General features: G+C 52.9%; 24 protein-coding genes and 1 tRNA gene. 13 read left to right on the top strand and 12 right to left on the bottom strand.

The window, feature by feature from the left end:
* Positions 1 to 712 precede the first annotated feature (712 nt).
* The 4 genes from OGY09_RS09415 to OGY09_RS09400 form a co-directional block, all read right to left on the bottom strand.
* Positions 713 to 789: transfer RNA gene (locus OGY09_RS09415), tRNA-Pro, on the bottom strand.
* Between the two features lie 91 nt (positions 790 to 880).
* Positions 881 to 2,575, bottom strand: a complete 1,695-nt coding sequence (gene eptB / locus OGY09_RS09410) for a kdo(2)-lipid A phosphoethanolamine 7''-transferase (protein ID WP_032945323.1) — start codon at positions 2,573 to 2,575, stop codon at positions 881 to 883.
* A 210-nt stretch (positions 2,576 to 2,785) separates the two neighbouring features.
* Positions 2,786 to 3,988, bottom strand: a complete 1,203-nt coding sequence (locus OGY09_RS09405) for an L-lactate MFS transporter (protein WP_020996062.1) — start codon at positions 3,986 to 3,988, stop codon at positions 2,786 to 2,788.
* A gap of 251 nt (positions 3,989 to 4,239) precedes the next feature.
* On the bottom strand, positions 4,240 to 4,941 hold the full coding sequence (locus OGY09_RS09400; RefSeq protein WP_003827405.1) for an autotransporter outer membrane beta-barrel domain-containing protein: 702 nt from the start codon (positions 4,939 to 4,941) through the stop codon (positions 4,240 to 4,242).
* Between the two features lie 159 nt (positions 4,942 to 5,100).
* Here OGY09_RS09400 and tag point away from each other — a divergent pair, with 159 nt between their 5' ends.
* Together tag and OGY09_RS09390 are read left to right on the top strand one after the other, a co-directional pair.
* Positions 5,101 to 5,670, top strand: a complete 570-nt coding sequence (tag, locus tag OGY09_RS09395) for a DNA-3-methyladenine glycosylase I (RefSeq protein WP_032945325.1) — start codon at positions 5,101 to 5,103, stop codon at positions 5,668 to 5,670.
* On the top strand, positions 5,660 to 6,100 hold the full coding sequence (locus OGY09_RS09390; RefSeq protein WP_003827401.1) for an N-acetyltransferase: 441 nt from the start codon (positions 5,660 to 5,662) through the stop codon (positions 6,098 to 6,100). Before tag ends, OGY09_RS09390 begins: the two co-directional genes overlap by 11 nt.
* On the opposite strand, the gene OGY09_RS09385 is transcribed toward OGY09_RS09390, so the two are convergent.
* Positions 6,069 to 8,402 (bottom strand): molybdopterin guanine dinucleotide-containing S/N-oxide reductase, encoded by a 2,334-nt coding sequence (locus tag OGY09_RS09385; protein WP_032945326.1) that lies wholly within the window; start codon positions 8,400 to 8,402, stop codon positions 6,069 to 6,071. The two genes, OGY09_RS09390 and OGY09_RS09385, sit on opposite strands and share 32 nt — an antisense overlap.
* 159 nt (positions 8,403 to 8,561) lie before the next feature.
* Between OGY09_RS09385 and OGY09_RS09380 the strand changes: the two genes are divergently transcribed.
* From OGY09_RS09380 to ghrB, 6 genes are all read left to right on the top strand, one after another.
* A complete protein-coding gene (locus OGY09_RS09380; RefSeq protein WP_003827397.1) occupies positions 8,562 to 9,224 on the top strand; it encodes an OmpA family lipoprotein in 663 nt (220 codons plus the stop codon).
* A 104-nt stretch (positions 9,225 to 9,328) separates the two neighbouring features.
* On the top strand, positions 9,329 to 10,345 hold the full coding sequence (locus tag OGY09_RS09375) for a LacI family DNA-binding transcriptional regulator (RefSeq protein WP_005133828.1): 1,017 nt from the start codon (positions 9,329 to 9,331) through the stop codon (positions 10,343 to 10,345).
* A gap of 99 nt (positions 10,346 to 10,444) precedes the next feature.
* Entirely contained in the window at positions 10,445 to 11,194 is a 750-nt protein-coding gene (locus tag OGY09_RS09370) for a sugar phosphate isomerase/epimerase family protein (protein WP_032945327.1), read from the top strand.
* Between the two features lie 3 nt (positions 11,195 to 11,197).
* The gene (locus OGY09_RS09365; protein WP_032945329.1) at positions 11,198 to 12,136 is read left to right on the top strand and encodes a sugar kinase; all 939 of its coding nucleotides are present in this window, start codon (positions 11,198 to 11,200) and stop codon (positions 12,134 to 12,136) included.
* Positions 12,137 to 12,200: 64 nt separating this feature from the next.
* Entirely contained in the window at positions 12,201 to 13,481 is a 1,281-nt protein-coding gene (locus OGY09_RS09360) for an MFS transporter (RefSeq protein ID WP_003827389.1), read from the top strand.
* 22 nt (positions 13,482 to 13,503) lie between these two features.
* Positions 13,504 to 14,478 carry a glyoxylate/hydroxypyruvate reductase GhrB gene (ghrB, locus tag OGY09_RS09355; RefSeq protein ID WP_003827388.1) on the top strand — a complete coding sequence of 325 codons (975 nt, stop codon included), beginning with the start codon at positions 13,504 to 13,506 and terminating at the stop codon, positions 14,476 to 14,478.
* A 58-nt stretch (positions 14,479 to 14,536) separates the two neighbouring features.
* Here ghrB and OGY09_RS09350 read toward each other — a convergent pair whose 3' ends face one another.
* Positions 14,537 to 15,247 carry a DUF3053 domain-containing protein gene (locus OGY09_RS09350; RefSeq protein ID WP_003827386.1) on the bottom strand — a complete coding sequence of 237 codons (711 nt, stop codon included), beginning with the start codon at positions 15,245 to 15,247 and terminating at the stop codon, positions 14,537 to 14,539.
* A 380-nt stretch (positions 15,248 to 15,627) separates the two neighbouring features.
* Here OGY09_RS09350 and OGY09_RS09345 point away from each other — a divergent pair, with 380 nt between their 5' ends.
* From OGY09_RS09345 to cueP, 3 genes are all read left to right on the top strand, one after another.
* The gene (locus OGY09_RS09345) at positions 15,628 to 15,918 is read left to right on the top strand and encodes an HTH-type transcriptional regulator (protein ID WP_003827383.1); all 291 of its coding nucleotides are present in this window, start codon (positions 15,628 to 15,630) and stop codon (positions 15,916 to 15,918) included.
* 279 nt (positions 15,919 to 16,197) lie between these two features.
* Positions 16,198 to 16,410: a transcription antiterminator/RNA stability regulator CspE gene (gene cspE, locus OGY09_RS09340; RefSeq protein WP_000014594.1), complete on the top strand. Its 213-nt coding sequence runs from the start codon at positions 16,198 to 16,200 to the stop codon at positions 16,408 to 16,410.
* Positions 16,411 to 16,597: 187 nt separating this feature from the next.
* Positions 16,598 to 17,137: a copper-binding periplasmic metallochaperone CueP gene (gene cueP / locus OGY09_RS09335; protein WP_032945331.1), complete on the top strand. Its 540-nt coding sequence runs from the start codon at positions 16,598 to 16,600 to the stop codon at positions 17,135 to 17,137.
* Between the two features lie 113 nt (positions 17,138 to 17,250).
* Here cueP and glyS read toward each other — a convergent pair whose 3' ends face one another.
* The 3 genes from glyS to OGY09_RS09320 all read right to left on the bottom strand — a co-directional run bounded on the left by glyS (position 17,251) and on the right by OGY09_RS09320 (position 20,645).
* A complete protein-coding gene (glyS, locus tag OGY09_RS09330; RefSeq protein ID WP_008786433.1) occupies positions 17,251 to 19,320 on the bottom strand; it encodes a glycine--tRNA ligase subunit beta in 2,070 nt (689 codons plus the stop codon).
* 9 nt (positions 19,321 to 19,329) lie between these two features.
* Positions 19,330 to 20,241, bottom strand: a complete 912-nt coding sequence (gene glyQ, locus OGY09_RS09325; protein ID WP_001168551.1) for a glycine--tRNA ligase subunit alpha — start codon at positions 20,239 to 20,241, stop codon at positions 19,330 to 19,332.
* A gap of 95 nt (positions 20,242 to 20,336) precedes the next feature.
* A complete protein-coding gene (locus OGY09_RS09320; protein WP_020996059.1) occupies positions 20,337 to 20,645 on the bottom strand; it encodes a YsaB family lipoprotein in 309 nt (102 codons plus the stop codon).
* 172 nt (positions 20,646 to 20,817) lie between these two features.
* Here OGY09_RS09320 and OGY09_RS09315 point away from each other — a divergent pair, with 172 nt between their 5' ends.
* Positions 20,818 to 21,813 carry an acyltransferase gene (locus OGY09_RS09315; RefSeq protein ID WP_032945525.1) on the top strand — a complete coding sequence of 332 codons (996 nt, stop codon included), beginning with the start codon at positions 20,818 to 20,820 and terminating at the stop codon, positions 21,811 to 21,813.
* Here the strand turns inward: OGY09_RS09315 and yiaB are convergent.
* The 3 genes from yiaB to xylA form a co-directional block, all read right to left on the bottom strand.
* Entirely contained in the window at positions 21,810 to 22,175 is a 366-nt protein-coding gene (yiaB, locus tag OGY09_RS09310; protein ID WP_008786436.1) for an inner membrane protein YiaB, read from the bottom strand. The genes OGY09_RS09315 and yiaB overlap by 4 nt on opposite strands.
* Positions 22,176 to 22,342: 167 nt before the next feature.
* On the bottom strand, positions 22,343 to 23,797 hold the full coding sequence (gene xylB, locus OGY09_RS09305; RefSeq protein ID WP_032945333.1) for a xylulokinase: 1,455 nt from the start codon (positions 23,795 to 23,797) through the stop codon (positions 22,343 to 22,345).
* Between the two features lie 71 nt (positions 23,798 to 23,868).
* Positions 23,869 to 25,191 (bottom strand): xylose isomerase, encoded by a 1,323-nt coding sequence (gene xylA, locus OGY09_RS09300; RefSeq protein WP_003024252.1) that lies wholly within the window; start codon positions 25,189 to 25,191, stop codon positions 23,869 to 23,871.
* 361 nt (positions 25,192 to 25,552) lie between these two features.
* Here xylA and xylR point away from each other — a divergent pair, with 361 nt between their 5' ends.
* Positions 25,553 to 26,731, top strand: a complete 1,179-nt coding sequence (gene xylR / locus OGY09_RS09295; RefSeq protein ID WP_003827365.1) for a D-xylose utilization transcriptional activator XylR — start codon at positions 25,553 to 25,555, stop codon at positions 26,729 to 26,731.
* The last annotated feature ends 1 nt before the right edge of the window (position 26,732 follow it).

The raw sequence follows: 26,732 nt of genomic DNA, 5'->3' as shown, positions 1-26,732 counted from the left end.
AGTGGGTTTGCACCGCCTGGCCTTTTTTGTTTTTTACCCGGCCGGGTCGGCGTTAAGAGGATGGGGATTCCGTTCACATAAGCGACTGAGTTGCAGTGCGGATTCTCCATGAAATGCCCCTCATACCCTACAATCTGTCAACAGAATGTGAAAACGTCAATACAGGTCACCGTGATTTACGCCAACGGTGAGAATTCACAAACAAAGATTAAAAAAAGTGCGGAAGGACATTTTCAGCAGGGAAATTTGTGCTACGCGCACTATGCCAGAATAAACATCTTCATATTTCGCAACATTTGGTGATTAACATTTATGCAATTTATTCAAACTTTCTAAATTAATGCTGCATATCTGAGCGATTAATACCATGAACGTTAAAGCGCACAGCGGAAAATGCCAGCTTCAGCCATAAGTAGCGCAAAAAAAGTTTCAAGCAAATATAAAAAAAGGCAATGGAATATGTCACAGAATCGTTAACAGTCAGTGGGAAGTGGTGCACAATTTTTGCAGATAAAATGAAGGTCAAACGTGGGGTCGGAAAAACACAAAATACGCCCTGCCAGCGCTTCGCCTGTAGGCCGGATAAGGCGCTTGCGCCGCCATCCGGCAATGTCTGTTATAGCGTGATGTTTTGCCTGATGGCGCTTCGCTTATCAGGCCTACAAAAGCCACAAATGCAAAAAGCCCGCTCAGAGAGCGGGCTTTTCTAATTTGGTCGGTGATAGAGGATTCGAACCTCCGACCCCTTCGTCCCGAACGAAGTGCGCTACCAGGCTGCGCCAATCACCGAATGCGGGGCGCATCTTACTGCTCAGCTGCGCGCCCGTCAATCCCTTAGTATCAAAATGCCATTTGATCGGCGAGAAAGTCAGCAGCTCAGTTACTGGGCTGTAGCCTTATTCGCGTCCGGGATACGACACCAGTTGTTATTCTCGTTAATACCGCCATTTGGCGAGGTATAACCGAGGCAACCCAAAATGGTGTCGTACAGTTCCACATGACGACGCGGCACCTTCATATCAGCTTCTTGCTTAAGGTGTGCAAACGCCTTCGCATGGTCGGGGTCTTCCAGATATTTGTCAGACATCCACACCATCATAGGAACGCGGAACTGCTCAGGTGGCGCCATTTTACGCGGCGTACCGTGCAGGTGCTCGCGCTCGTTAATCGACTCACCGTGATCGGCGGCATAAAACACGATCGCTTTCTTATCGCGTAGTTGATCAAACACTTTGGTAATAAAGTGATCAACATAGGTTACCGAGTTATCGAATGAGTTGATCATCTCAGCTTTCGAGCAACCGCTATCAACATTGACACATTCCGGCTTCCACTGCGCATAATCACGGGTATAGCGCTGGGTGTAGTTAAAATGCGAGCCCTTGGTATGCAGAATAATTAGATGCTTGCCACCATCTTCATTATTTTGCAGAGACTGCTGCATCTCGGTAATCAACAGCATATCGTCAACGTTCTTGCCACGGTTACGTGGCTCTGCGCCAATCTGCTCACGATAGGCGATGTTCTCCGCCATGGTATTACTGTAGAACCACATCTCGCTTTGCATCGCGTAAAGATCGGTCTTGAACCCTAACTGGCCGAGCACGGAGAAGACGTTTTGTTCTTTCAGAGTACGCTGCGGGTTTTCTTCTGCCCCACCCTCACGCACAAACATGCAACGCAGCGAAAGTTTGGTTGCCGTATCACAGGAATATCCACGGAAGGCGGCCAGATTTTTCTCCTGGGCGAGCCTTGGCGTGGTATTACGCTCATAGCCAAAAATCCCCATATGATCCCAGCGGGTCGTTTCGCCGATAATAAAGACCACATAGGTGTCGTCGAGGTTTTTGGGGGCAACATAGGTAAACTTCTTCGCCGGGTTCATCAACGATTTGTTGTCTGAGGATTCATCCACCTGTGCCCAGGCGTACAGACCCAGCGCGGAGAGCCAGTTTGACGGCAGATAGGAATTCGCCACTACCCCGCCATAGCTGGGTAAATCGATTCCCGTTGCTCGCTCAACGCTTCTCTGTTGCATGCTCAGCAGGCGAATCGGGACCCATACCATCAGACCAGCCAGTAAAACTACCGCCACGCTGCGCCATCTCATGCCAGGCGTACGGATCTGTTTCATCAGGGTATAGCGGCAGCGATTACTCCAAATCAGAACCAACGGTAAAATGCTGACCGAAACCAGCCACACGACAAAATGCCAGCCAACCACTTCTTTCGATAAATCAATATCCGTGGTCATTACGGAGGCAATAATACCGTAACCAATTACCACGTTCAGGAAGGTCATGTAATAGCTGGCACCGGCAGAACACAGCACCACTAACGTTGTCAGGACACGCCAGGCGCGCCGACCAAATAAAGAGAGAAGTCGTAGTAAAAAGAAGGTCACCAGCACAGTGCCGGCTAATTCAACAACCGCAGAGAGTCCTTTCCAGACGGTAAACTCGTGTGCATATCCGCTAAAGCGCCGGAAAAATACAGCACAGTTCATAAACAAACCGATATAGATTGCCAGCAGGAAACTGAGTTTCTGCTGCGTCATCGACTTAATATATCTCATGCAAACAAACCCTGGGAATCGGGATTAAAACACCCTGAGCAGTAGTCAAACAGACCAGGCAGGGGAAAATGCGACAACAGCAGAAGTGAAATGTCTACGGGCGCGGGTAAGTAGACCACAGGAGGGGGAAAAAGTGCTTATGGAGAATGCAAATGACGCATATATTTTTGTAAATATATGCGCCAGGTATTAATCAGACTACTAATAGGTTTAGGCGTGCGCCTCGGTATATACGCTACGCTGTGGCTGGCGGATGGTGGTGGAGAGTGCCAGCGAGATAATTAACAGCGCAAAGATAACGCAGAAGGTCACATAGAAACCGCCGAACAGCGAGGCGATAATGGAACCACAAATGCTGCCGATACCGAAACCTAAGTAAATGACGCCGTAGTTTTTAGCCAGGTTATTCAAACCGAAGAACTCGCTCACCAGTGACGGGAACACGGTGATGGTACCGCCAAAGTTAAATGCTACACAGGCAATCGCCGCGAAGAAGGTCGCATCATTCAGCGGGGCGAACAGCAGTGCCGCCATACCGACCAGCGAAACGACCTGCCCAATGGTGATAACGCGAATACGAGAGATTTTGTCGGACAGAATCCCCAGCACCAGACGACCTGACAGGTTAGCGATAGAAATGACGGTAACCGCATTTGCCGCCGTTGCCACATCCATATGCGCCAGGCTTTGTGCAATATCTTTCGCCACGCCAATCACATACAGCCCACTCATACACGCCGTCAGGAACATCACTGCCAGCATCCAGTACTGCGGTTTACGCATGGACTGCGCCAGGGTGTAGTCATTCTCAACCACGCCATTTTTCGTTTTCACTTCCTGATTCGGCGCGTCTTTCATCAGCGTGGAGCCAAAGACGATCATCACCAGCACAATCGCGCCCCAAATCATGAAGGTTTTTTCCAGACCCACAGTGCTCAACAGTTGGCTGTCGATGAATTTAAAACCGAGGCTGCCAAGACCGTAAGAACCGATGGCAAAGGCGGAAATCAGCCCTTTACGCTCAGGGAACCATTTTACACAGTTGGAAAGTGTTAACAGGTAGCCTGCGCCATCCGCCAGACCAACCAACACACCGGCGCTCAGCCACAGCATAATCAGGCTGTCAGAGTGGGCGGTTAAGAAGAAGCCGACACCCAGTAAAATACCGGAGGCCATGGTGACGCGTTTCACGCCAAAACGTTCCTGCAGTTTCCCGGCGACGGAAGAAGAAATTGCCAGCCCGAGGCTCAGCAGGCCAAAGGAAAAGGCAACCTGACTCACCGGCGCATCAAGCTTAGAAGAGAGCGCACCGTTAAACAGGCTCCAGGTATAAACAGAACCTAAAGCAAATTGGGTAATGATGGTGCCGATCAGTGTCAGCCAGCGGGTACGCTGATAATCAGAAGTTTTCATGGCAGTCTTCCTGCATAAACAAAATGGGAAATTCTCTGCCAACAACCATACCGAAGCGCTTTTATGAGCAGGAGAAAACGGCATGAAATGCCGCCAGGACGGAATGAAATGCCTGGAATGCGGAATGAATGACGAGACAAAAAGTCGGGTTACTGAATTTTATCGCATGAGTTAGTACACGCTATCGCTGGAGTGCGTGTGATTGTTGATCTCAACATGTAATCAAGATGTTTATATGCTGATTACTTACGTTAAAATTTGGCACTCACTCCCATGGTGTACATATAGTCGCTGTTGTTGGTACTGTTTTCCGCCTGCGAAAGCGCCGCGTAAGCCGCCATGTGCGGGTTCAACAGCATATCTGCACCGACGGTGACATCCACCCAGTTACCGTCCTGACCCGCTGCTGACATACGGCTGAGACCCGACTGCGCCTTCCAGATATTCTCGCCAAACTGCTGGTTATAGCTGATTTGCGCCCACGGTCGCACATCACCGAACTGCGAATTGACTCGCCAGCCCAACGAACTCACGCTGGCATGCCACAGCGGATCGTTCTGCGTTACCGAAGTCGCGCTATCGCCAAATTCGTTGTAAGTAGATGTGGTTGAACCGTCATAATGCAGTGCGGCAACCGGACCAGTTGTCACCTGCCTTGAAAGCGGGAAGTTCCAGCCCATACTCATGCCGCTGGTCGCATCCATAGGCGTCTCATCCGCCAGATTCACCACGGGACCAGCCACGTTCTGAGTGGAACGAATACGTTCTTCCAGAATGTCGTTATAACGTGGTTGGTGATCGCTGTCCCATGTATAACGTTCAGCCGTATGCCCTGACATCGCATCAACGATATATTCTTGTTGCCAGCCATATGCTGTATTGATGGACAGCGCACAAACTACGACGCTCGCCAGAGTTAACCTTTGGCGACCACTACTGTTTCTTATAATCATCAACGCGACTCCAGAAAAGAGCCGAATTCGGCGATATTATTGTCATTGTGTGAAGGATATTGGGCCCATCAGGCCCTGTATTAAATATTGTCTTTTTAGCTGGCGCGTCAAGGCGGGCCGAATGAAATTTTTACGCCAGTAAAAACAGCGAGGAAGAATATGCAGCGTTGCGGATGGGTCAGCCAGGACCCACTTTACATTGCCTACCACGACAAGGAATGGGGCGTCCCCGAAACCGATGGTAAAAAGCTGTTCGAAATGATCTGCCTTGAGGGCCAGCAGGCCGGGTTATCGTGGATTACCGTGCTCAAGAAACGGGAAAACTATCGCCACGCCTTCCACCATTTTGACCCGGAAAAAGTGGCGGCCATGACCGAAGAGGATGTGGAAAGGCTGGTACTGGATGCCGGCATTATTCGTCATCGCGGAAAAATTCAGGCCATTATCGGCAACGCTCGCGCTTTTCTGACGATGGCGCAAAACGGAGAGTCGTTTAGCGAATTCGTCTGGTCATTTGTTGATAACCAACCGCAAGTGACTCGTGCCGCCAATCTGAGCGATATTCCCACCTCCACGTCTGCGTCAGACGCGCTGTCTAAAGCGTTAAAAAAACGCGGATTTAAGTTTGTCGGCACCACCATTTGTTACTCCTTTATGCAGGCGTGCGGCCTGGTCAACGACCATGTCACCAGCTGCATCTGTTATCCGGGAGAACAACATGATTCGTGAATCCAAGGCTGAAGATCTGCCGTCAATTCTGGCGCTGTGGATGGAAAGCACAATCCATGCCCATCCATTTATCGAAGAGCGCTACTGGCGCGAAAGTGAATCCGTGGTGCGGGATGTTTATCTGCCAGCCGCGCAAACCTGGGTTTGGGAAGAAGAAGGCGAGCTCAAAGGCTTTGCCAGCGTGATTGACGACCGCTTTCTCGGCGCGCTGTTTGTCGCACCTGCCGCCATCAGAAGCGGGATCGGCAAAGCGCTGGTGCAGCATGTCCAGCAGCGCTTTTCGATACTCAGCCTTGAGGTCTACCAGAAGAATCAATCAGCGGTGAACTTCTACCATGCGCTGGGTTTTCGTATTGAAGACGGCGCATGGCAGGAAGAGACTCACCACCCCACGTGGATTATGGGCTGGCAGGCGGATCAAACGCCGTAAGCGCCAACGTTGGTCCGCTATATTTTTCAAGCCACGCCAGCGCGGTGTTGCCCGCGCAGCCATTCCCCAGCTTCGAGCTGGGGAGATCTTTGGTCAGCACGTTGACGGCACCATTTTTACAAATACCGTTCGCTGCGAGATCCAAATCAGGCCAGGCGCCTTCATGAATACAGATGACGCCGGGTTTAATACCCGCCGTCACCACCGCGCCCGCCAGAACTTGCCCGCGCTGGTTCCACACCCTGACCGTATCGCCATCCGCAATGCCGCGCGCGTGGGCGTCCTGCGGATGAATCGTTATCGGCTCACGATCCGCTACCGCGTACTGCTCACGTAGCGCACTGTAGTTAAGCTGACTATGCAAACGGTGCGCCGGATGGGCGGAAAGCAGCTGTAGCTGGTCCGGTTCAGCGTTACCGAACCACTCATCCGGCTCCAGCCACATCGGGTGCCCCCCGCAGTCCGCGTAGCCGTAACCTGCAATCCTCGCGGAGTAGATTTCAATTTTCCCGCTGTCCGTTTTCAGCGGATGCGCCTGCGGGTCGCAGCGAAAATCCGCAAAACGGATAAACTGTGCGCTGGCGGCGTTTTCCGGCATTTCGATCAGGGCGTTGTGCTGCCAAAACTCGGCGAAAGGCGGCAATGTCACCTGCTGACTGGCCCCACGTTGCCCGGCAATATTGTAAAAAGTCTCCAGCCACGCCAGTTCGCTTTTACCTTCGGTGAACCGTTCATATCCGCCCTTTTCCCAGCGCTCACTCAGCTCGGCAAAGACATCAAAATCATTTCGCGCTTCGTCCTGCGGCGGTACGACCTGCTTCATCGGCACCAGGTGCTGGTTGCTGTAATCGCCAGTCATGGTCAAATCATTACGCTCAAAGGAGGTGGTTGCTGGCAGCACGATATCAGCATGCTTTGCTGCTGCGGTCCAGAAACACTCCGAGATGACCACCAGCTCCGGTTTTTGCCAGGCGCGAATTAAACGGTTAGTGTCCTGATGATGGGTGAAGTTAGCTCCACCCGCCCACCACAGCATACGGATGTCCGGGAAATGGCGGTCCATGCCGTTGTGCTGGTAAAAACCGCCGGGATTTTCCAGCGCTTCGACAATTCGCGCCACCGGGATTTTATCTACCGCGTCGGTGCCGCCTTTAACGCTGCCCTGCATTGAAGCCAGCACCGCAGCCCGGCGCGTTGGGTTGCCGCCGTTGGCAAAATGGTACGACAGCCCAAAACCGCCGCCTGGCGTCCCGATTTGTCCGAGCATGGCGGCCAGGGTGACAATCATCCAGTGTTTCTGCTCGCCATACTGTTGGCGCTGCATGCCCCATCCGGCCATCAGCATGGTGGTATTTTGGTGAAATATCGCTGCAAGTTCGCGTATCTTCGCTGCCGGAATGCCACAAATCTCTGCCGCCCATTTTGCCGTTTTTGCAACATCGTCAGATTTACCCAGCAGATAGTCGGCAAAACGGTCATATCCGGTAGTACACCGGGAGAGAAAGTCCTCGTCATGCCAGCCGTTTTCCACCAGCGTATGCGCGATGCCCAGCATCAGCGCTACGTCGGTCCCCATATGCGGGGCAATCCATTCCATCTTATCGCCAAAGAAATCGACGCTTTCCGATCGCATCGGATCGATACAGATCAACCGTTTACCGCTGTCGCGCAATGCCTCAAAGTACGCGAGGCCCTGCTCATCGGACGCGTTCCAGGCAATCTTCAGGGTATTCAGCGGATTGGCGCTCCACAACACCACCACCTCGCTGTTCTCCAGCACCACCGGCCAGCTGGTTTGCTGCTGGTAAACTTCGTTCCCGCCCACCACGTACGGCATGATCGCTTGCGCAGCCCCCGTCGAGTAATCCCCCAGATGCCCGGTATAACCGCCCGCCAACGCCATATAACGCTGTAACAGGGTCGCCGCTTTGTGTAACACGCCGTTGGAACGCCAGCCGTACGAACCGGCAAAAATTGAGGCCGGGCCGTAGCTGTCACGGATGCGTTTATGCTGCGTATGGATAAGATTCAGCGCGTCGTCCCAACTGACGCGAACAAACTCATCCTGCCCACGTATGCCCTGTGGGTTCTCCGGCGAGGCGAGAAACCCTTTACGCACCATCGGAAAACGTACCCGCGTTTTACTGTGAACCTGGTCGCGCACCACGGTTTGCAAAGAGTTGGGATGAGTGGTGGGCAGCGCGCCACGCGAGGAGAAAACTGTCTCCCCATCAGTGTCGACGAGGATTGGTCCCCAGTGGGCGGCGGTTAACACCGAGTAATGTGCGGGTGAATTAGCCAAGATGGCGCTCCTGAATGCGATGTGACGGATTATTTATTATGCCGTTCAATGTTACTTACAAATTTCAGAGTCTTCCCTGGAATTTTCTTCATGTTCACACGTCATAATCAACCGCCACGGTCGCTGTGGCAAAGAAGAAAAAGTCATTAAGGAATTAAGATGAAGAAACGTGTATTTGTTATTGCTGCCATCGTGAGCGGCGCCCTGGCGGTTTCTGGCTGCACAACAAACCCTTACACCGGCGAACGCGAAGCAGGTAAATCCGGCATTGGCGCAGGTATTGGCTCTCTGGTCGGCGCGGGCATTGGCGCACTCTCTTCTTCGAAGAAAGATCGCGGCAAAGGCGCACTGATTGGCGCAGCGGCTGGCGCGGCCGTTGGCGGTGGTATCGGCTATTACATGGACGTGCAGGAAGCGAAACTGCGCGAAAAAATGCAGGGAACGGGCGTCAGCGTGACGCGCAGTGGCGATAACATCATTCTGAACATGCCAAACAACGTCACCTTCGACAGCAGCAGTGCCAACCTGAAGCCTGCGGGTGCTAACACCCTGACCGGCGTGGCGATGGTACTGAAAGAGTACAATAAAACCGCCGTCAACGTGCTGGGCTTCACCGACAGCACCGGCAGCCAGGATCTGAATATGCGTCTGTCGCAGCAGCGCGCAGACTCCGTAGCCAGTGCCTTGATCACTCAAGGGGTCGCAGCTAACCGCATCCGCACTCAGGGTATGGGCCCGGCAAATCCGATCGCCAGTAACAGCACAGCGGAAGGTAAAGCGCAAAACCGCCGCGTAGAAATTACCTTAAGCCCGATCCAGTAACGTTTTGTGCCGGATGGAAGCAGACCGTATCCATCCGGCATGAAGCACTTGCCATCGTTGATTTTCGCGTTAAGGTGTTGTCACCAAATTCAGGGAAATCAGCGATGAGCAAATCAACACGGGCAACCATCAGCGATGTGGCGAAAGCTGCAAAAACCGGCAAGACCAGCATTTCACGTTATCTCAACGGTGAAAAGCACCTGCTTTCCGACGCGCTGCTGGCCCGCATTGAACAAGCCATTGCCGATCTCGACTACCGTCCCAGCCTGATGGCAAGAGGCCTGAAACATGGTCGTACCCGCCTGATTGGCCTGATCATCGCCGATATTACTAATCCCTACTCCGTCAACGTGCTAAGTGGTATTGAAGCCGCCTGTCGCGATAAAGGCTTTACCCCGCTGGTGTGTAACACCAACAACGAAGTGGATCAGGAGCTGCATTATCTCGATCTGCTGCGCAGCTACCAGGTCGAAGGGATTGTGGTCAACGCCGTCGGGATGCGCGAAGAGGGGCTGAACCGCCTGCAACAGTCTGCGCTGCCGATGGTGCTGATTGACCGTAAAATTCCCGATTTCGCCTGTGATATGGTCGGGCTGGATAACACCCAGGCGGCAACGGTTGCCACCGAGCATCTGGTAGAGCAAGGTTTTGAAGCCATCCTGTTCCTCAGCGAACCACTCGGCATGGTGAATACCCGCCGCGAACGCCTGAGCGCTTTTCGTGCCACGCTCGCGCAATACCCCGGCGTGATCGCGCAAAATGCCGAAGTCCCGCTCACGGACAATACGCAACTGGACGACACCTTGCGCCAGTTTCACCAGCAGCATCGTGGAATGCGCAAAGCCGTTATCTCTGCCAACGGTGCCCTCACGCTACAAGTAGCCCGCGCCCTGAAACGCATTGGCCTCAACTGGGGGAGCGACATTGGCCTACTCGGTTTTGACGAGCTGGAATGGGCCGAGCTGGCGGGCGTTGGTATTACCACATTGAAACAACCCACCTGGCAGATTGGTTACACCGCCGTTGAGCAGGTTGTGCGCCGGATTGATGGCGGCTCCGCTGCCATTCAGGAACAGGTCTTCTCCGGCGAGCTGATCGTGCGCGGCTCTACCGCCCGTTAAATTACCTTCGTGATGGTGATCATAAATTCGACATCATGGGCTTTTCTTTGGAACCGGTTCCATCTAGCGTTATAACAAGAACGCTAGTCTGGAGTTTCCATGAAAAGAAAAATTATGGTGGTCACCGCCGCTTACGGCCACGACCAGGTACGGGCCGCAGGCGGGCAAACGGCAATGCTGCCCATCATCGCTGAAGCCGGTGCTGACGGCGTTGAAATCCGCCGCGAGCTATTAACCGACGCCGAGCTGAAGACGCTGTCAACGATGGCCTCTGCGATCGAAATCTTCGGCCTGCTGGCCTGTTACTCTGCGCCTGAACCGTTGTTCCTTGAAGACGGTAACCTCAACCCCCGTCTTCCAGAACTACTTGAGGAAGCGCAGGCCTTGCAGGCGCTGTGGTTAAAAGTCTCCCTCGGCCATTTTTCCCATACCGAACAGTTCGACGTTCTACGCCAATGGCTGGACAACAGCGGAATGGAGCTGGTTGTCGAGAACGATCAGACCGACTACGGACGCCTGCAGCCAATGCAGCGCTTTAACGAAGCCTGTCAGGCGCAAAACCTGCCGATATCTCTGACCTTCGATATGGGCAACTGGCTGTGGGTGGGCGACTCCCCGGAACAGGCGGCGCAGAACCTGGCGTCAACCGTTGGGTATATCCATGTCAAAGCCGCAGTTGCACATCGCGACAGCTACCGCGCCGTGCCACCTGATGAAGCCGATCCGCGCTGGCTGGCGCTGCTAAAAACGCTGCCCAACGATGTCCCACGCGGCATTGAGTTCCCCCTGGAAGGGCAGGATTTGGCGGCGGTTACCCGCCGCTACGTCGAGCTGTTACGCGAGGAGTAACGCATGAAAAATTCACTGGATGTGGTCACTATTGGTGAAGCGATGGCGATGTTTGTCGCCACGCAAACCGGCGAACTGGCGGATGTGGAGCAATTTATCAAGCGCGTTGCAGGCGCGGAGCTTAACGTAGCGACCGGTCTTGCCCGTCTGGGCCTGAAGGTCGGTTGGGTAAGCCGCGTTGGCAACGACAGTTTTGGACGTTTTATCGTTAAGTCGCTGGAAAAAGAAGGGATTGATGCGCAGGGAGTCACCCAGGACGGGCGTTACGCTACTGGCTTTCAGCTTAAATCTAAGGTCGAAAATGGAACCGATCCCATTGTGGAATATTTCCGTAAAGGTTCCGCTGCCAGCCACCTCAGCATTGAGGATTACCACGAGAACTATTTTGCCAGCGCGCGCCACCTGCACCTGAGTGGCGTAGCGGCAGCGCTTTCTGCCAGCTCTTATGAACTACTGGCGCATACCGCCCGCACCATGAAGGCCCAGGGGAAGACCATCTCGTTCGACCCGAATTTGCGCCCGGTATTGTGGAAAAGCGAAGCCGAGATGGTGGAAAAACTGAACCGGCTGGCATTCCAGGCTGACTGGGTTTTACCAGGGTTAAAAGAGGGCATGATTTTAACCGGTCAGCAAACGCCTGAAGCCATCGCCGACTTTTATCTGCGCCATGGAGTGAAGGCCGTGATCGTGAAAACCGGGGCTGATGGCGCCTGGTACAAAACCGCCAGCGGCGAACAAGGCTGCGTGGCACCGGTAAAAGTCGACAATGTGGTCGATACGGTCGGCGCAGGAGATGGCTTTGCCGTAGGCGTTATTAGCGCCCTGCTGGAAGGCCGCTCGTTGCATCAGGCGGTGACCCGCGGCAATAAAATTGGCGCACTGGCCATTCAGGTTCAGGGCGACAGCGAAGGATTACCCACACGTGAACAATTAGGGGAATAAACTCCCGGCCAACTCTGTACCCTACATACAGAGGCGGCGTATCAGCATAACCAGAGGGCAGTCTATGAATAGCTCAACTAATGCAGCAAAACGCTGGTGGTACATCATGCCAATCGTGTTTATCACGTATAGCCTGGCGTACCTTGACCGCGCGAACTTCAGCTTCGCCTCCGCCGCCGGTATCAACGAGGACCTCGGCATTACCAAGGGGATCTCTTCCCTGCTGGGCGCACTGTTTTTCCTCGGCTATTTCTTCTTTCAGATCCCGGGCGCAATTTACGCTGAACGCCGCAGCGTACGAAAACTGATTTTTGTCTGTCTGATCCTCTGGGGCGCATGCGCGTCGTTAACCGGCATGGTCAGCAATATTCCAATGCTTGCCGCCATCCGCTTTATTCTTGGCGTCGTTGAAGCCGCCGTGATGCCGGCAATGCTGATTTATATCAGCAACTGGTTTACGAAATCTGAACGCTCGCGCGCAAACACTTTCCTGATCCTCGGTAATCCGGTCACCGTTCTGTGGATGTCCGTGGTTTCCGGTTACCTGATTCAGGCGCTGGGCTGGCGAGAAATGTTCATCATCGAGGGCTTCCCAGCCATCATCTGGGCGTTCTGCTGGTGGGTGCTGGTAAAAGACAAACCGTCTCAGGTCGGTTGGCTGTCAGAATCTGAAAAAGCCGCTCTTCAGGCACAACTGGAAAAAGAGCAGCAAGGCATCAAAGCCGTACGTAACTATAGCGAGGCTTTCCGCTCACGTAACGTCATCCTGCTGTGTATGCAGTATTTCGCCTGGAGTATTGGCGTTTATGGTTTTGTCCTGTGGCTGCCGTCGATTATCCGCAACGGCGGCGCAAACCTGGGGATGGTGGAAGTTGGTTGGCTGTCATCCGTACCGTATCTGGCGGCAACGGCGGCGATGATCCTCGTCTCCTGGGCGTCCGATAAGCTGCAAAACCGTAAGCTGTTTGTCTGGCCACTGTTACTGATCGCGGCGTTCGCGTTTATCGGCTCCTGGGCCGTAGGCGCAGACCACTTCTGGATTTCTTACACGCTGTTGGTTATTGCAGGCGCGGCAATGTATGCCCCCTATGGTCCCTTCTTCGCCATCATCCCGGAAATGCTGCCGCGCAACGTCGCCGGTGGGGCAATGGCGCTGATCAACAGCATGGGCGCGCTAGGTTCATTCTTTGGTTCATGGTTTGTCGGCTACCTCAATGGCGCTACCGGCAGCCCGTCTGCCTCGTACATTTTTATGGGGGTAGCGCTTTTTGTCTCAGTGTGGCTAACTCTCATTGTTAAGCCTGCTAATAATCAACAGCTACCTATTGGCGCACGCCACGCTTAAATTTTAACTTACGGAGATTCGCATGAAGCCGTCCATTATTCTCTATAAAGCGTTACCTGACGATTTACTGCATCGCCTGGAAGAACATTTTACTGTGACTCAGGTGCCTAACCTGCGCCCGGAAACGGTCGCACAGCACGCCGACGCTTTTGCCAATGCAGAAGGTCTGCTGGGCTCCAGTGAAGCCGTCAATACCGCTCTGCTGGAGAAAATGCCCAGGCTGCGTGCGACATCCACGATTTCCGTAGGCTATGACAACTTCGACGTCGATGCCCTCAACGCGCGTAAGGTGCTGTTGATGCACACGCCAACCGTGCTGACGGAAACCGTCGCCGATACGGTAATGGCGCTGGTGTTAAGCACCGCTCGACGCGTAGTGGAAGTTGCCGAACGGGTAAAGGTCGGCGAATGGACCAAAAGTATCGGACCGGACTGGTTTGGTACCGATGTACACCACAAAACGCTGGGGATTGTCGGTATGGGCCGCATTGGGCTGGCGCTGGCACAACGTGCGCATTTCGGCTTTAGCATGCCGATTCTCTATAATGCGCGCCGTCATCATCAGGAAGCAGAAGAGCGCTTCAATGCACGTTACTGCGACCTCGATACACTGTTGCAGGAGTCTGATTTTGTCTGCCTGATCCTGCCGTTAACCGACGAAACGCATCATCTGTTCAGCACCGAGCAGTTTGCCAAAATGAAGTCTTCCGCCATTTTCATTAACGCCGGACGTGGCCCGGTGGTCGATGAAAAAGCGTTGATTGCTGCCCTGCAAAAAGGCGAAATTCATGCCGCTGGCCTGGATGTATTTGAGCAAGAGCCATTATCGGTAGACTCACCGCTGCTGTCACTGCCCAACGTGGTGGCCGTACCGCACATTGGTTCAGCCACGCACGAAACGCGCTACAACATGGCGGCCTGTGCGGTGGATAACTTAATCGATGCGCTGCAAGGACACGTTGAGAAGAACTGCGTAAACCCGCAGGTCGCATCATAAACAAAAGGCCGGGTAGCGCTTACGCTCACCCGGCCTTTCATGTATTACCGTATCTTAATTACTGAGCGGCATTCACCGCAGCAGTCCAGGCCTGATTAAATGCCTGATGCTGAGCAGCCAACGGGCCAATCAGCGTATTGTACTGACTTGCCTGCTGTGACGTTGGGAACTGGATACCGTTGGCGACAAAGCTCACCTGCGTATCCTGCTGGGCCACAAAATCACCAACCTGCACCAGCTGCTGCGTGAAAATTTGCGCGGCAGGGATCAGCGGCTGTAAGGCCTCTGCTGGTGCAGTAACAACTTTGTTGTACACCTGATCAAAGACCGGTTTCAGATCTTCGCCCTGCTTCAGCGCGCCATGCGCAGCATCTGCCTGTAGTTTCGCATTCTGCAACTGTTGCCCTAATACACCTAGCGCACCATTTGCCTGACGCAGCGGTTCACGCTGAGTCACATAATCCTGAGGAACACGAATCGCATTTACGCTATCAACCACCGGACGCAGACCGGAGTCCATCGCCTGATTAACCTGTTGCGAATAGCCATACAGAATCGCGTAATCGGACACAAACGGGCCAAACTGTTTTTTCTGATCGGCGGTCAGCGTTGGTAAACGCTCTCCGCTACGCATTGCAGTATTCTGCAGAAAATCGATAAACGCTTTGCGTTGATCGCCTTCTTTATCAAAACACCCACTCAGGCCAACTACCATTAAGAGCGCCAAAACAGGCGCAAACCAGCGAGAGCAGGACTTACCTGTCGCCATTTTAATACTCCTTTCACCCAAAAATGCGCACAACGACACCCGCGTGCCTGACGTTGACAAGGATAGTCCAGGTCAGCCCCGCAAGATACCCTTTCCGCGTAATCTTGTGGGGGAAAATAACCGTTCCCGCCACCGTTCGTTTTGCTAAACAATGCTGCATTTACCACTCGGCGTCATATTTTAGTCATCTTTACAATCGGAATCGATCGTTCGGAGATCCCGACCTTTATCAGTTCGTTAGCCAGCAAAAGATTGTCACCTGCGATCCGCTGAAACGAATCCATCACACAACCCTTAAATCCGGCTTCATTTTTTCCGACTACTCTTAATGAGCTTCGAAGAAATTCACGATCCCGCTGTGTGATTTGTAGGAGTTCTCAATGGAATACAAAGATCCTATGTTTGAACTGCTAAGCAGTCTGGAGCAGATTGTTTTTAAAGATGTATCGCAGACGGTCACTCTGCCGCAAAAAACCAACCCTTTCACCGAATTTGAACAGCTACGACGAGGGACAGGTTTAAAAACAGATGATTTTGCCCGAGTGATGGGCGTGACGGTCGCGATGGTTCATGAATGGGAGTCTAAACGCGTAAAGCCTTCCACTACCGAATTGAAGTTAATGCGCCTGATTCAGGCAGACCCTAGGTTAAGTAAGCAACTGATGGATTGAACTATTTTTCAATTTTGCTTAAGAACGGTCCTGTTTCAGGGCCGTTCTCTTACGAAGGTTATCCACAAAAAAGAAAATAGTAGTTGCATCCACATGCGTAAAATGAGTTAATGCCCTCAACGGTTTGACGTACAGACCATTACAGCAGTTAGTAAGGCAAGTCCCTTCAAGAGTTATCGTTGATACCCTTCGTAGTGAGCATTTCCTTTACTGTTAAAAAATCTGTAAAGCACGCCATATCGCCGAAAGGCACACTTATTTTTTAAAAGGTAATACACTATGTCCGGTAAAATGACTGGTATCGTAAAATGGTTCAACGCTGACAAAGGTTTCGGCTTCATCACTCCTGACGATGGCTCTAAAGACGTGTTCGTACACTTCTCTGCTATCCAGAACGATGGCTACAAATCTCTGGACGAAGGTCAGAAAGTTTCCTTCACCATCGAAAGCGGCGCTAAAGGCCCGGCAGCTGGCAACGTAACCAGCCTGTAAGCTTAAAAAGCTCAAAATTCTGAATCCCTGCCAAACGGCGGGGATTTTTTTTATCTGTACTTCGCAGCACATCCCACCTAAACGCTTCTTTGCATTACTTTACCCGTCGCCCCTTTGACCTTTCCCTAAGGGTAAGCTTTATAGTGAGCCAGTCTATATTCCACAATTTTCACAAGGAATTGAAGCTATGTCGAAATCCTCACTGCTGCTGATTTTAGGTTTGCTCACTACAGGTACTGCGTTCGCGGCAACGCCGGAAGCTACTTTTCTGGCCGAACACGGGCTTAGCGGGAAATCCGTCGAACAAATCGTAGAGACGATTGATCAGTCACCGCAGAGTCGCCCGCTGCCGTACTCCGCGTCCATCACCAGCACCGCGTTGAAGCTCTCTTCGGGCGATCAGGTTTATACCCTGCCGCTCGGTGACAAGTTTTATCTGTCGTTTGCCCCGTATGAATGGCAAACACATCCTTGCTTCAACCACAGCCTTTCTGGCTGCCAGGGCGAAATGCCGGAGAAGACATTCAATGTCAAAGTGACGGATAACAAGGGTGATGTGGTGGTACAAAAAGCGATGAAGAGCGGCCGTAATGGCTTTGTCGGGGTATGGCTACCGCGCAATATGGAAGGCACCATCGCAGTGAGCTACAACGGTAAAACGGCGGAGTATCCTATTAAGACGATGGAAGACAGCCAGACCTGTCTGACAAAATTGCAGTTGCGCTAATAACATAAAAAAATGCCGGATAGCGCAATGCTTATCCGGCCTACTGGTGTTTCTCTCGTAGGCCGGATAAGGCGAAGCCGCCATCCGGCATTTTCTAAGTCAGCGCAGGGTCGTTACTGCAGCAGAGAAATATCTGCCACGCGCAAGAACAGCTCGCGCAGTTTTTCGAGCATAGACAGACGGTTAATACGCAGATCTTTATCTTCTACGTTGACCATCACTTTCTCGAAGAACGCATCAACCGGTTCACGCAGTTCCGCCAACTCAACCAGCGCTTCCTGGTAACGACCGGCAGCGAAGACAGGCTCCAGCTTATCGCGCAGCACAACCACCTGCATCGCCAGCGCAATTTCTTCCGGCTCTTTCAGCGTTGCCGCATTCACGCGGTCATTCAGCGTCTCTTCAGACTTCGCCAGGATGTTCGATACACGCTTGTTCGCGGCAGCCAGCGCGGACGCGGCTTCCAGCGTACGGAAGTGCGAAACCGCCTTCATACGTGCGTCAAAATCAGCCGGACGAGTCGGACGACGTGCCAGCACGGCCTGAATGGTGTCGACGGTATAACCTTCGTCCTGATACCAGGCGCGGAAGCGACCGAGCATAAAGTCGATAACGTCATCCACCACGTTGGCGTTGGTCAGCTTGTCACCATACAGACGAACCGCTTCTTCGGTCAGCGTTTGCAGATCCAGATTCAGGTTCTTCTCAACGATAATACGCAGCACACCCAGCGCAGCACGACGCAGCGCAAACGGGTCTTTGTCACCTTTCGGATGCTGACCGATACCGAAGATACCCGCCAGGGTGTCCATCTTGTCAGCAATCGCCACGGCACAAGCTACCGGGTTCGACGGCAGATCATCACCGGCAAAACGCGGCTGATACTGCTCGTTCAGCGCCACAGCTACATCTTCCGCTTCGCCATCGTGACGCGCATAGTGCATGCCCATCACACCCTGGGTGTCGGTGAACTCGAAGACCATGTTGGTCATCAGGTCACACTTGGACAGCAGGCCAGCACGCGTTGCGTGGTTAACATCAGCGCCAATCTGACCAGCAATCCAGCCCGCCAGCGCCTGGATACGGTCAGTCTTGTCGCGCAGCGTACCCAGTTGCTGTTGGAACAGCACGGTTTGCAGACGCGGCAGATGGTCTTCCAGACGTTTTTTACGGTCGGTATTGAAGAAGAACTCGGCATCCGCCAGGCGCGGACGAACGACTTTCTCGTTACCGGAGATAATCTGGATCGGATCTTTCGATTCGATGTTGGCAACGAAGATAAAGTTCGGCAGCAGTTTGCCGTCGTTCGCGTAAACCGGGAAGTACTTCTGGTCACCTTTCATGGTGTGAACCAGCGCTTCAGACGGAACTGCGAGGAATTTCTCTTCGAATTTCGCGGTCAGCACTACCGGCCATTCTACCAGCGAGGTGACTTCTTCCAGCAGGCTCTCGCTCAGATCAGCGTTACCGCCAATCTTACGCGCCGCTTCTTCAGCATCGGCTTTGATTTTCGCTTTACGCTCAGCGTAATCCGCAATTACTTTGCCGCGCTCACGCAGGATTTCCGGGTACTGATCGGCAGAATCGATGGTGAATTCCGGCTCGCCCATAAAGCGGTGTCCACGGATCACGCGATCGGACTGAATGCCCAGAATCGTTGCCGGAATCACTTTGTCGCCCAACAGCAGGGTCACGGTGTGAACCGGACGCACGAAGTGGACATCAGACGCGCCCCAGCGCATCAGTTTCGGGATAGGCAGCTTCGCCAGTGACGTGGCGATCATGTTTGGCAGCAGCGTTTCTGCGCTTTCGCCTTTTACATGCGCACGGTACAGCAGCCATTCGCCTTTGTCGGTAGTCAGACGCTCAGCCTGATCAACCGTGATGCCGCAGCCACGTGCCCAACCTTCTGCCGCTTTGCTCGGTTTACCTTCAGCGTCAAACGCCTGGGCAATGGCCGGACCGCGTTTTTCAACTTCGCGATCGGGTTGAGATTCCGCCAGATTCGCGACTTTCAGCGCCAGACGACGCGGCGCGGCGAACCACTCAACGTTGCCGTGCGCGATGCCAGCGTTATCCAGCTCCGCGGTAAAGTTTGCAGCAAAGGACTCAGCCAGGCTGCGCAGTGCTTTTGGTGGCAGCTCTTCAGTGCCGATTTCCACCAGAAAAGTTTTCTCAGACATGGCCGCCTCTTATTTGTCTTTGTTGCACATCGGGAAGCCAAGGGCTTCACGGGAAGCGTAGTAAGCTTCTGCCACTGCTTTGGTCAGGGTGCGAATTCGCAGGATATAGCGCTGACGCTCAGTGACGGAGATGGCTTTACGCGCATCCAGCAGGTTGAAGCTATGGGCGGCTTTCAGAATGCGTTCATACGCAGGCAGCGGCAGCGGATTTTCCAGCGCCAGCAGCTGCTGCGCCTCTTTCTCGTACTGCTCGAAGCAGGTGAACAGGAAGTCCACGTCGGCGTATTCAAAGTTGTAGGTGGATTGCTCCACTTCGTTCTGATGGAACACGTCGCCGTAAGTGGTTTTACCCAGCGGGCCGTCGCTCCAGACCAGGTCGTAAACGCTGTCTACGCCCTGAATGTACATGGCCAGACGTTCCAGACCGTAAGTAATTTCCCCGGTTACTGGTTTACATTCCAGGCCACCAACCTGCTGGAAGTAGGTGAACTGCGTCACTTCCATGCCGTTCAGCCACACTTCCCAACCCAGACCCCAGGCACCCAGCGTCGGGTTTTCCCAGTTATCTTCCACGAAACGGATATCGTGAATGGTCGGGTCCATACCCAGTTCTTTCAGAGAACCCAGGTACAGCTCCTGAATGTTGTCCGGAGACGGCTTAATCACTACCTGGAACTGATAGTAGTGCTGTAAGCGGTTCGGGTTTTCGCCATAGCGGCCATCGGTCGGACGACGAGAAGGCTGCACATAAGCAGTCGCCATCGGCTCCGGCCCCAGCGCACGCAGGCAGGTCATTGGGTGAGATGTTCCCGCGCCGACTTCCATGTCCAATGGTTGAACGATGGTGCAGCCCTGGCGAGCCCAGTAATCCTGTAAGGTCAGGATCAAGCCCTGGAAGGTCCTGGTATCAAACTTTTGCATATTATTTCGTGCTGGATACGTGTGGATTTAAAGGAAGCGGTCAGTATACCCGCTGGCTGCAAGATATACAGTACGAAACGGGAAAAAGGGGGAACTTAGCGCATGGAAAGGTGCAAAAACTGCCCGTCTGCATCAAAAGAGCAGACAAAACTCTCTTTACGGAAGGTAGAACCACGCATCTCATAGCTGCCCTGGAATTGCTCCAGGCCGGAGATATCAATTTTCTGCGCGCCAGTGTTGTAGCGTTGCGCCGCCTCATTTTTGCACAATGACTCCATATCCAGCGAACGTGTGGCACTGACCTTAACCTTTTGCGCTTTCTGCGCAGGTGCAGACGATTGTGTGTCAGCGCACGCTACCAGCAAAAGGGCAGCGATCGCGGGAAAGAAATACTTCATCATCATTTTATTACCGCCTGGTTTGCTGGTCAGTCTTATTATTAGTGTCTGGAAACAGATCCTATTTTGAGAATCTCATCAGACCATCTCAAGCTTTAGCGTAAGAACTCGGATTATTCCAGTGAGCTACGTTCGCAAAATATCGGTCAGACTTTTTTTAATGGACACAGAGGAACTGATGCAGCCCAAAATTTTCTGGATTGATAACCTGCGCGGGATAGCCTGTTTAATGGTCGTGATGATCCACACCACAACCTGGTACATCACCAATGCGCAAAGCGTCAGCCCGTTGAATTGGGATCTGGCTAACGTGCTCAATTCAGCTTCTCGCGTCAGCGTTCCGCTGTTCTTTATGATTTCGGGCTATCTGTTTTTTGGTGAGCGTAGCGCCAAACCGCGCCATTTCCTGCGTATCGCACTTTGCATTCTGTTTTACAGCAGCGTGGCGCTGGCCTATATCCTGCTGTTTACCTCGATCAACGCTGAGCTGTCGCTGAAGAACCTGCTGCAAAAGCCGGTGTTCTATCACCTGTGGTTTTTCTTCGCGATCGCCGTCATCTACCTGGTTTCTCCGCTAATACAGGTGAAAAATATCAGCGGCAAGATGCTACTGGCGCTCATGGTTGTGATTGGGGTGATTGCCAATCCCAACACCGTCTCGCAAAAAATCGGCGGCTTTGAGTGGCTCCCAGTCAACCTGTACATCAGTGGCGATACTTTCTATTACATCCTGTACGGCATGCTGGGCCGGGCGATTGGCATGATGGATACGCAAAAGCGTGCGCTCAGCTGGCTCTGTGCGGCGTTATTCATTACCGCAGTATTTATTATTTCTCGTGGCACATTGCATGAACTGCGCTGGCGAGGCAATTTTGCCGACACCTGGTACCTCTACTGCGGCCCAGCAGTATTTATTTGCGCCACCTCGCTCCTGACGCTGGTCAAAAATACGCTCAGCGCACGTACTCTGCCGCTACTGGGCCTTATTTCTCGCCATTCATTGGGCATATATGGTTTTCATGCGCTGATCATTCACGCACTACGTACCAACGGAATTGAACTCAAAAACTGGCCGCCGCTGGATATGCTGTGGATTTTCAGCGCCACGCTGGCAGGAAGTTTACTGTTGTCTATTCTGTTGCAGCGTATTGATACGCGCAGGCTGGTGAGTTAGGTGTCTCCAGGCAGCGCCTTCTTACGCGAACGCTGCAGTAAAAATTGCCCCATTAAACAGACGAAGAATGCTGCCGGGTATAACCCTATTTCGAAGGACGCCAACGGGGCATTCCACACCCCCACCAGCAACAACCCTGCCGTGATGAGCGCCACCATCTGACATACGGAAGTGAAGCGTTCATCGTTTTGATTGAGATTTACTGCGCGCTGATAGGCATACGTTACGAACATCCCCGTCATCAGCGCCCCCAAAAAATACCCCTTGCCGCTCAATAACGGGCATGCGCGCCATAAACCGATACTGTAAGTCAGTATGCCTGAGAGAAATAATATCCATGGCAACAGCCTGGTTGTCTTCATTGGGATCTCCTTATCCATCATGGATACAATATGAATAACCCGCTAAAGACAACACAGAAAAAAGCGACTACGCAGGACTTTCAGAATACATCCATACGTGTAACTTATTATTTTTGTGGATATATGTATGCGTCAAATTCCCCTCTGCTAGCCAGAGGGGAAAGTGGTCAGGACATCAGCGGTTGTAATTGCTGATAGATACGACGGAAGGTTTCTCGACGCTGTTGATAACGAGCATGACGCTCCGCGTCAGGATAATGCGCCTGCTCCAGCGTAAGCTGAGGCAGTAACTCTGATAACGACGTTTGCGGATTCATGGCAACTTGCGCCAGGCGCGCCGCGCCGAGTGCAGGGCCAACGTCACCGCCGGTACGGTAATCCAGCTGCAATCCGCTGATGTCAGATAGCATCTGACGCCAGTATTCACTGCGTGCCCCACCGCCGATCAGCGTAATGCTGGCGGGCTGAACGCCACAGGCATGTACCACGTCCATACCATCAGCCAGCGCAAACCCCACACCTTCCAGCACCGCCTGCGCCAGTTCTGCCGGACCATGCTGATGCGTCAGACCGAAAAATACGCCCTTGGCCTGCGGATTGTTATGCGGCGTACGCTCGCCGGACAAATAAGGTAAAAACCAGACCGGCTCCGCGTGTTCATCCGCCTGTTGCGCAGCGTCAATCAACGCAGGAACGCTCGCCAGTCCGGTTAATTTTGCCGCCCAGTCCAGACACGATGCCGCACTTAACATTACAGACATCAGATGCCATCGCTCAGGCAAAGCATGGCAAAAACTGTGAACCGCACTTTCCGGTTTGCTAAGGAAACCATCACTCACCGCAAAATAGACGCCGGATGTCCCCAGCGAAAGCATCGCCTGACCGGCATTCATCATGCCTACGCCAACCGCGCCCGCCGCGTTATCACCGCCTCCGGCAACAACCGCAACCTCCTGCATTCCCCAGGCTTTGGCGACGTCTGGCAATAAGGTTCCGGTAATCTCGCTGCCTTCATAGAGCGCAGGCATATGTGCGCGAGTCAGTTTACAGGCAGCCAGCATGACATCGCTCCAGTCACGCTTCGCGACATCCAGCCACATTGTCCCTGCCGCATCAGACATATCGCTGGCAAAATCACCGGTCATGCGCAAACGCAGGTAATCTTTCGGCAGCAGGACTTTATCAATCTGGTTGAAAATCTCCGGCTCGTGGCGTTGCACCCACAGCAGTTTTGGCGCGGTAAAGCCAGGCATCATCAGGTTGCCAGTGATGGCACGAGACTGCGGTACCTGATTCTCCAGCATCTCGCACTCTTCAGCACAGCGACCGTCGTTCCATAAGATAGCCGGACGCAATACCTTCTGTTGTTCATCCAGTAGCGTCGCGCCGTGCATCTGCCCGGCAATCCCCAACGCTTTCACCTCGCGGAGTGAATGCTGCTGACCCAGTGCTTTTACCGCCCGATCCGTTGCCAGCCACCACTGCTCAGGGTCTTGTTCTGACCATAACGGGTGCGGGCGCGAGACGGTGAGTTTCTCCGTTTGTGAAGCCACCACATCGCCCTGCTCATTGAGCAGAATGGCCTTTACGCCTGATGTGCCAAGATCTATCCCGATATACATAAGGCATCGTTCCTTAAAGAAAGGCCCGGTAGCGCTAGCTGACCGGGCTTACGGACGTTCTCAGAGACCCGTTATTTGTCGAACAAATAATGGTTTACCAGATTTTCCAGCAATTCCTGATGACCGCTCTGGTGCACTGGCGCCAGGTTGTGTTGTTCAGCGTACTGCGCAATTTCTGTCAGCGTCATCTGGCCTTTCAGAATTTGCTGGCCCAGCTCACCATTCCAACCGGCATAACGTTTAGCCACACGCTGATCCAGGCCACCGTCTTCAATCATACGGGCCGCAATTTTCAGCGACAGCGCCATGGTATCCATCGCGCCAATATGACCATAGAACAGATCGTATTTATCGGTGCTCTGACGACGTACTTTGGCATCAAAGTTCAGGCCGCCGGTAGTGAAGCCGCCCGCTTTCAGGATTTCGTACATCACCAGCGCATTCTCTTCTACGCTGTTCGGGAACTGGTCGGTGTCCCAGCCCAACTGTGCGTCGCCGCGGTTGGCATCGACAGAGCCAAACAGACCCAGCGCGATAGCAGTGGCGATTTCGTGATGGAACGAATGGCCTGCAAGCGTAGCGTGGTTGGCTTCGATATTCAGTTTGATCTCTTTTTCCAGACCGAACTGCTTGAGGAATCCGTACACGGTCGCCGCATCGTAGTCGTACTGGTGCTTGGTCGGTTCCTGCGGTTTCGGCTCGATAAGCAAAGTGCCCTGGAAACCGGTTTTGTGTTTGTGTTCCACGACTAATTGCATGAAACGACCAATCTGCTCACGTTCCTGACGCAGATCGGTATTCAGCAGTGTTTCATAACCTTCACGGCCGCCCCACAGAACGTAGTTTTCTCCACCTAACTTGTGCGTGGCATCCATGGCCGTAACCACCTGCGTGGCGGCCCAGCTGAACACTTCTGGATCTGGGTTTGTGGCCGCACCCGCACCGTAGCGTGGGTTAGTGAAGCAGTTTGCTGTACCCCACAGCAGCTTCACGCCGCTCTGTTCCTGTTTTGCCGCCAGCACATCAACCATCTGCGCAAAGTTGTTTTTGTACTCTTTCAAAGACGCGCCTTCCGGCGAAACATCCACGTCATGGAAGCAGTAGTAAGGCACGTTCAGCTTGTGGAAAAACTCAAATGCCACATCCGCTTTGCGTTTCGCCAGCGCCAGAGCTTCACCAGGCTGCTGCCATGGACGATCGAAAGCGCCCATACCGAACATATCCGCCCCGTTCCAGCAGAAGGTATGCCAGTAGCAGGCCGCAAAACGCAGATGATCTTCCATGCGCTTGCCCAATACGATTTCGTCAGGGTTGTAATGGCGAAATGCGAGCGGGTTGGTGGATTGAGTGCCTTCGAAACGAACACGATCGAGTTGGTCAAAATAAGCCGGCATAATAAGCTCCATAATCAGGTAATACGGCAAGTAAACTGCGATATGGCTATACTGGAATTTCCTGATTTATTGCTCAATTACGTTATTTCACACCGCCATTAAGAGAATACCCAAACGTGCGCTGGCTCCCAAAAAAACGCGCTAAATAAAGAAATAAAAAAGCGATCGCGATCGAAGGTTAGTCATTAAACAAAAAACCGTAATGCGCAGATAAAAAATGACAATTGTCATCCCGCGACCAGTATGTAAATTTTGCGTAGCCTCAGGCAATCAGGAATTTTGTCACGCTTCATCAAGCAGTCGTACCTGCGATTTTGCTAGTATCGACAGGCCCACGTTAACCTTTCCAGGACAGGTTCTTATGTTTGATAAACGTCACCGCATCACTCTGCTATTTAATGCCAATAAAGCCTACGACCGCCAGGTGGTAGAAGGTGTGGGTGAATATTTACAGGCATCGCAATCCGAGTGGGATATATTCATTGAGGAAGATTTCCGCGCCCGTATCGATAATATTAAAGACTGGTTAGGCGACGGCGTTATTGCTGATTATGACGATGATGATATTGCGCAATTACTTGCCGATGTTGAAGTTCCCATCATCGGCGTTGGAGGCTCCTACCATCTGGAGCAAGATTATCCACCGGTACATTACATCGCCACCGACAACCATGCGTTGGTAGAAAGCGCTTTCCTGCACCTGAAGGAAAAAGGGGTTAACCGCTTTGCATTCTATGGTCTGCCATCGTCAAGCGGCAAACGCTGGGCCGCGGAACGTGAATATGCGTTTTGCCAGCTGGTTGCCAAAGAGAAGTACCGCGGCGTTGTCTATCAGGGGCTGGAAACCGCACCGGAAAACTGGCAGCACGCGCAAAATCGTCTGGCGGACTGGCTACAAACACTACCGCCGCAAACCGGTATTATCGCCGTTACCGATGCACGAGCACGACACGTCCTGCAAGTTTGCGAACACCTGCATATTCCGGTTCCGGAAAAGCTGTGTGTGATTGGGATCGACAACGAAGAACTGACCCGCTATCTGTCGCGGGTGGCGCTTTCATCCGTGGCTCAGGGAGCCAGGCAGATGGGGTATCAGGCCGCTAAGCTCTTACATCGTTTACTGGCAAATGAAGAGCTGCCGCTGCAACGTACACTGGTTCCTCCGGTGCGCGTCATTGAACGCCGCTCAACCGACTACCGTTCATTAACCGATCCGGCGGTGATTCAGGCGATGCACTTTATCCGCAACCATGCCTGTAAAGGTATTAAGGTTGAACAAGTGCTGGATTCAGTGGGGATTTCTCGTTCGAATCTGGAGAAGCGTTTTAAAGAAGAGGTCGGAGAGACTATCCACGCCGTGATTCATGCCGAAAAGCTGGAAAAAGCGCGCAGCCTGTTGATATCTACCACGCTTTCAATCAACGAAATCTCACAGATGTGCGGCTATCCGTCTCTGCAATACTTTTATTCGGTCTTTAAGAAAGAGTATGACACGACGCCAAAAGAGTATCGCGATGTGAACAGCGAAGTGTTGCTGTGAG

It is taken from the genome of Citrobacter sp. Cpo071, assembly GCF_030332765.1.
Taxonomy (GTDB): domain Bacteria; phylum Pseudomonadota; class Gammaproteobacteria; order Enterobacterales; family Enterobacteriaceae; genus Citrobacter; species Citrobacter portucalensis.
This window is presented reverse-complemented; position numbering and strand designations above follow the sequence as displayed.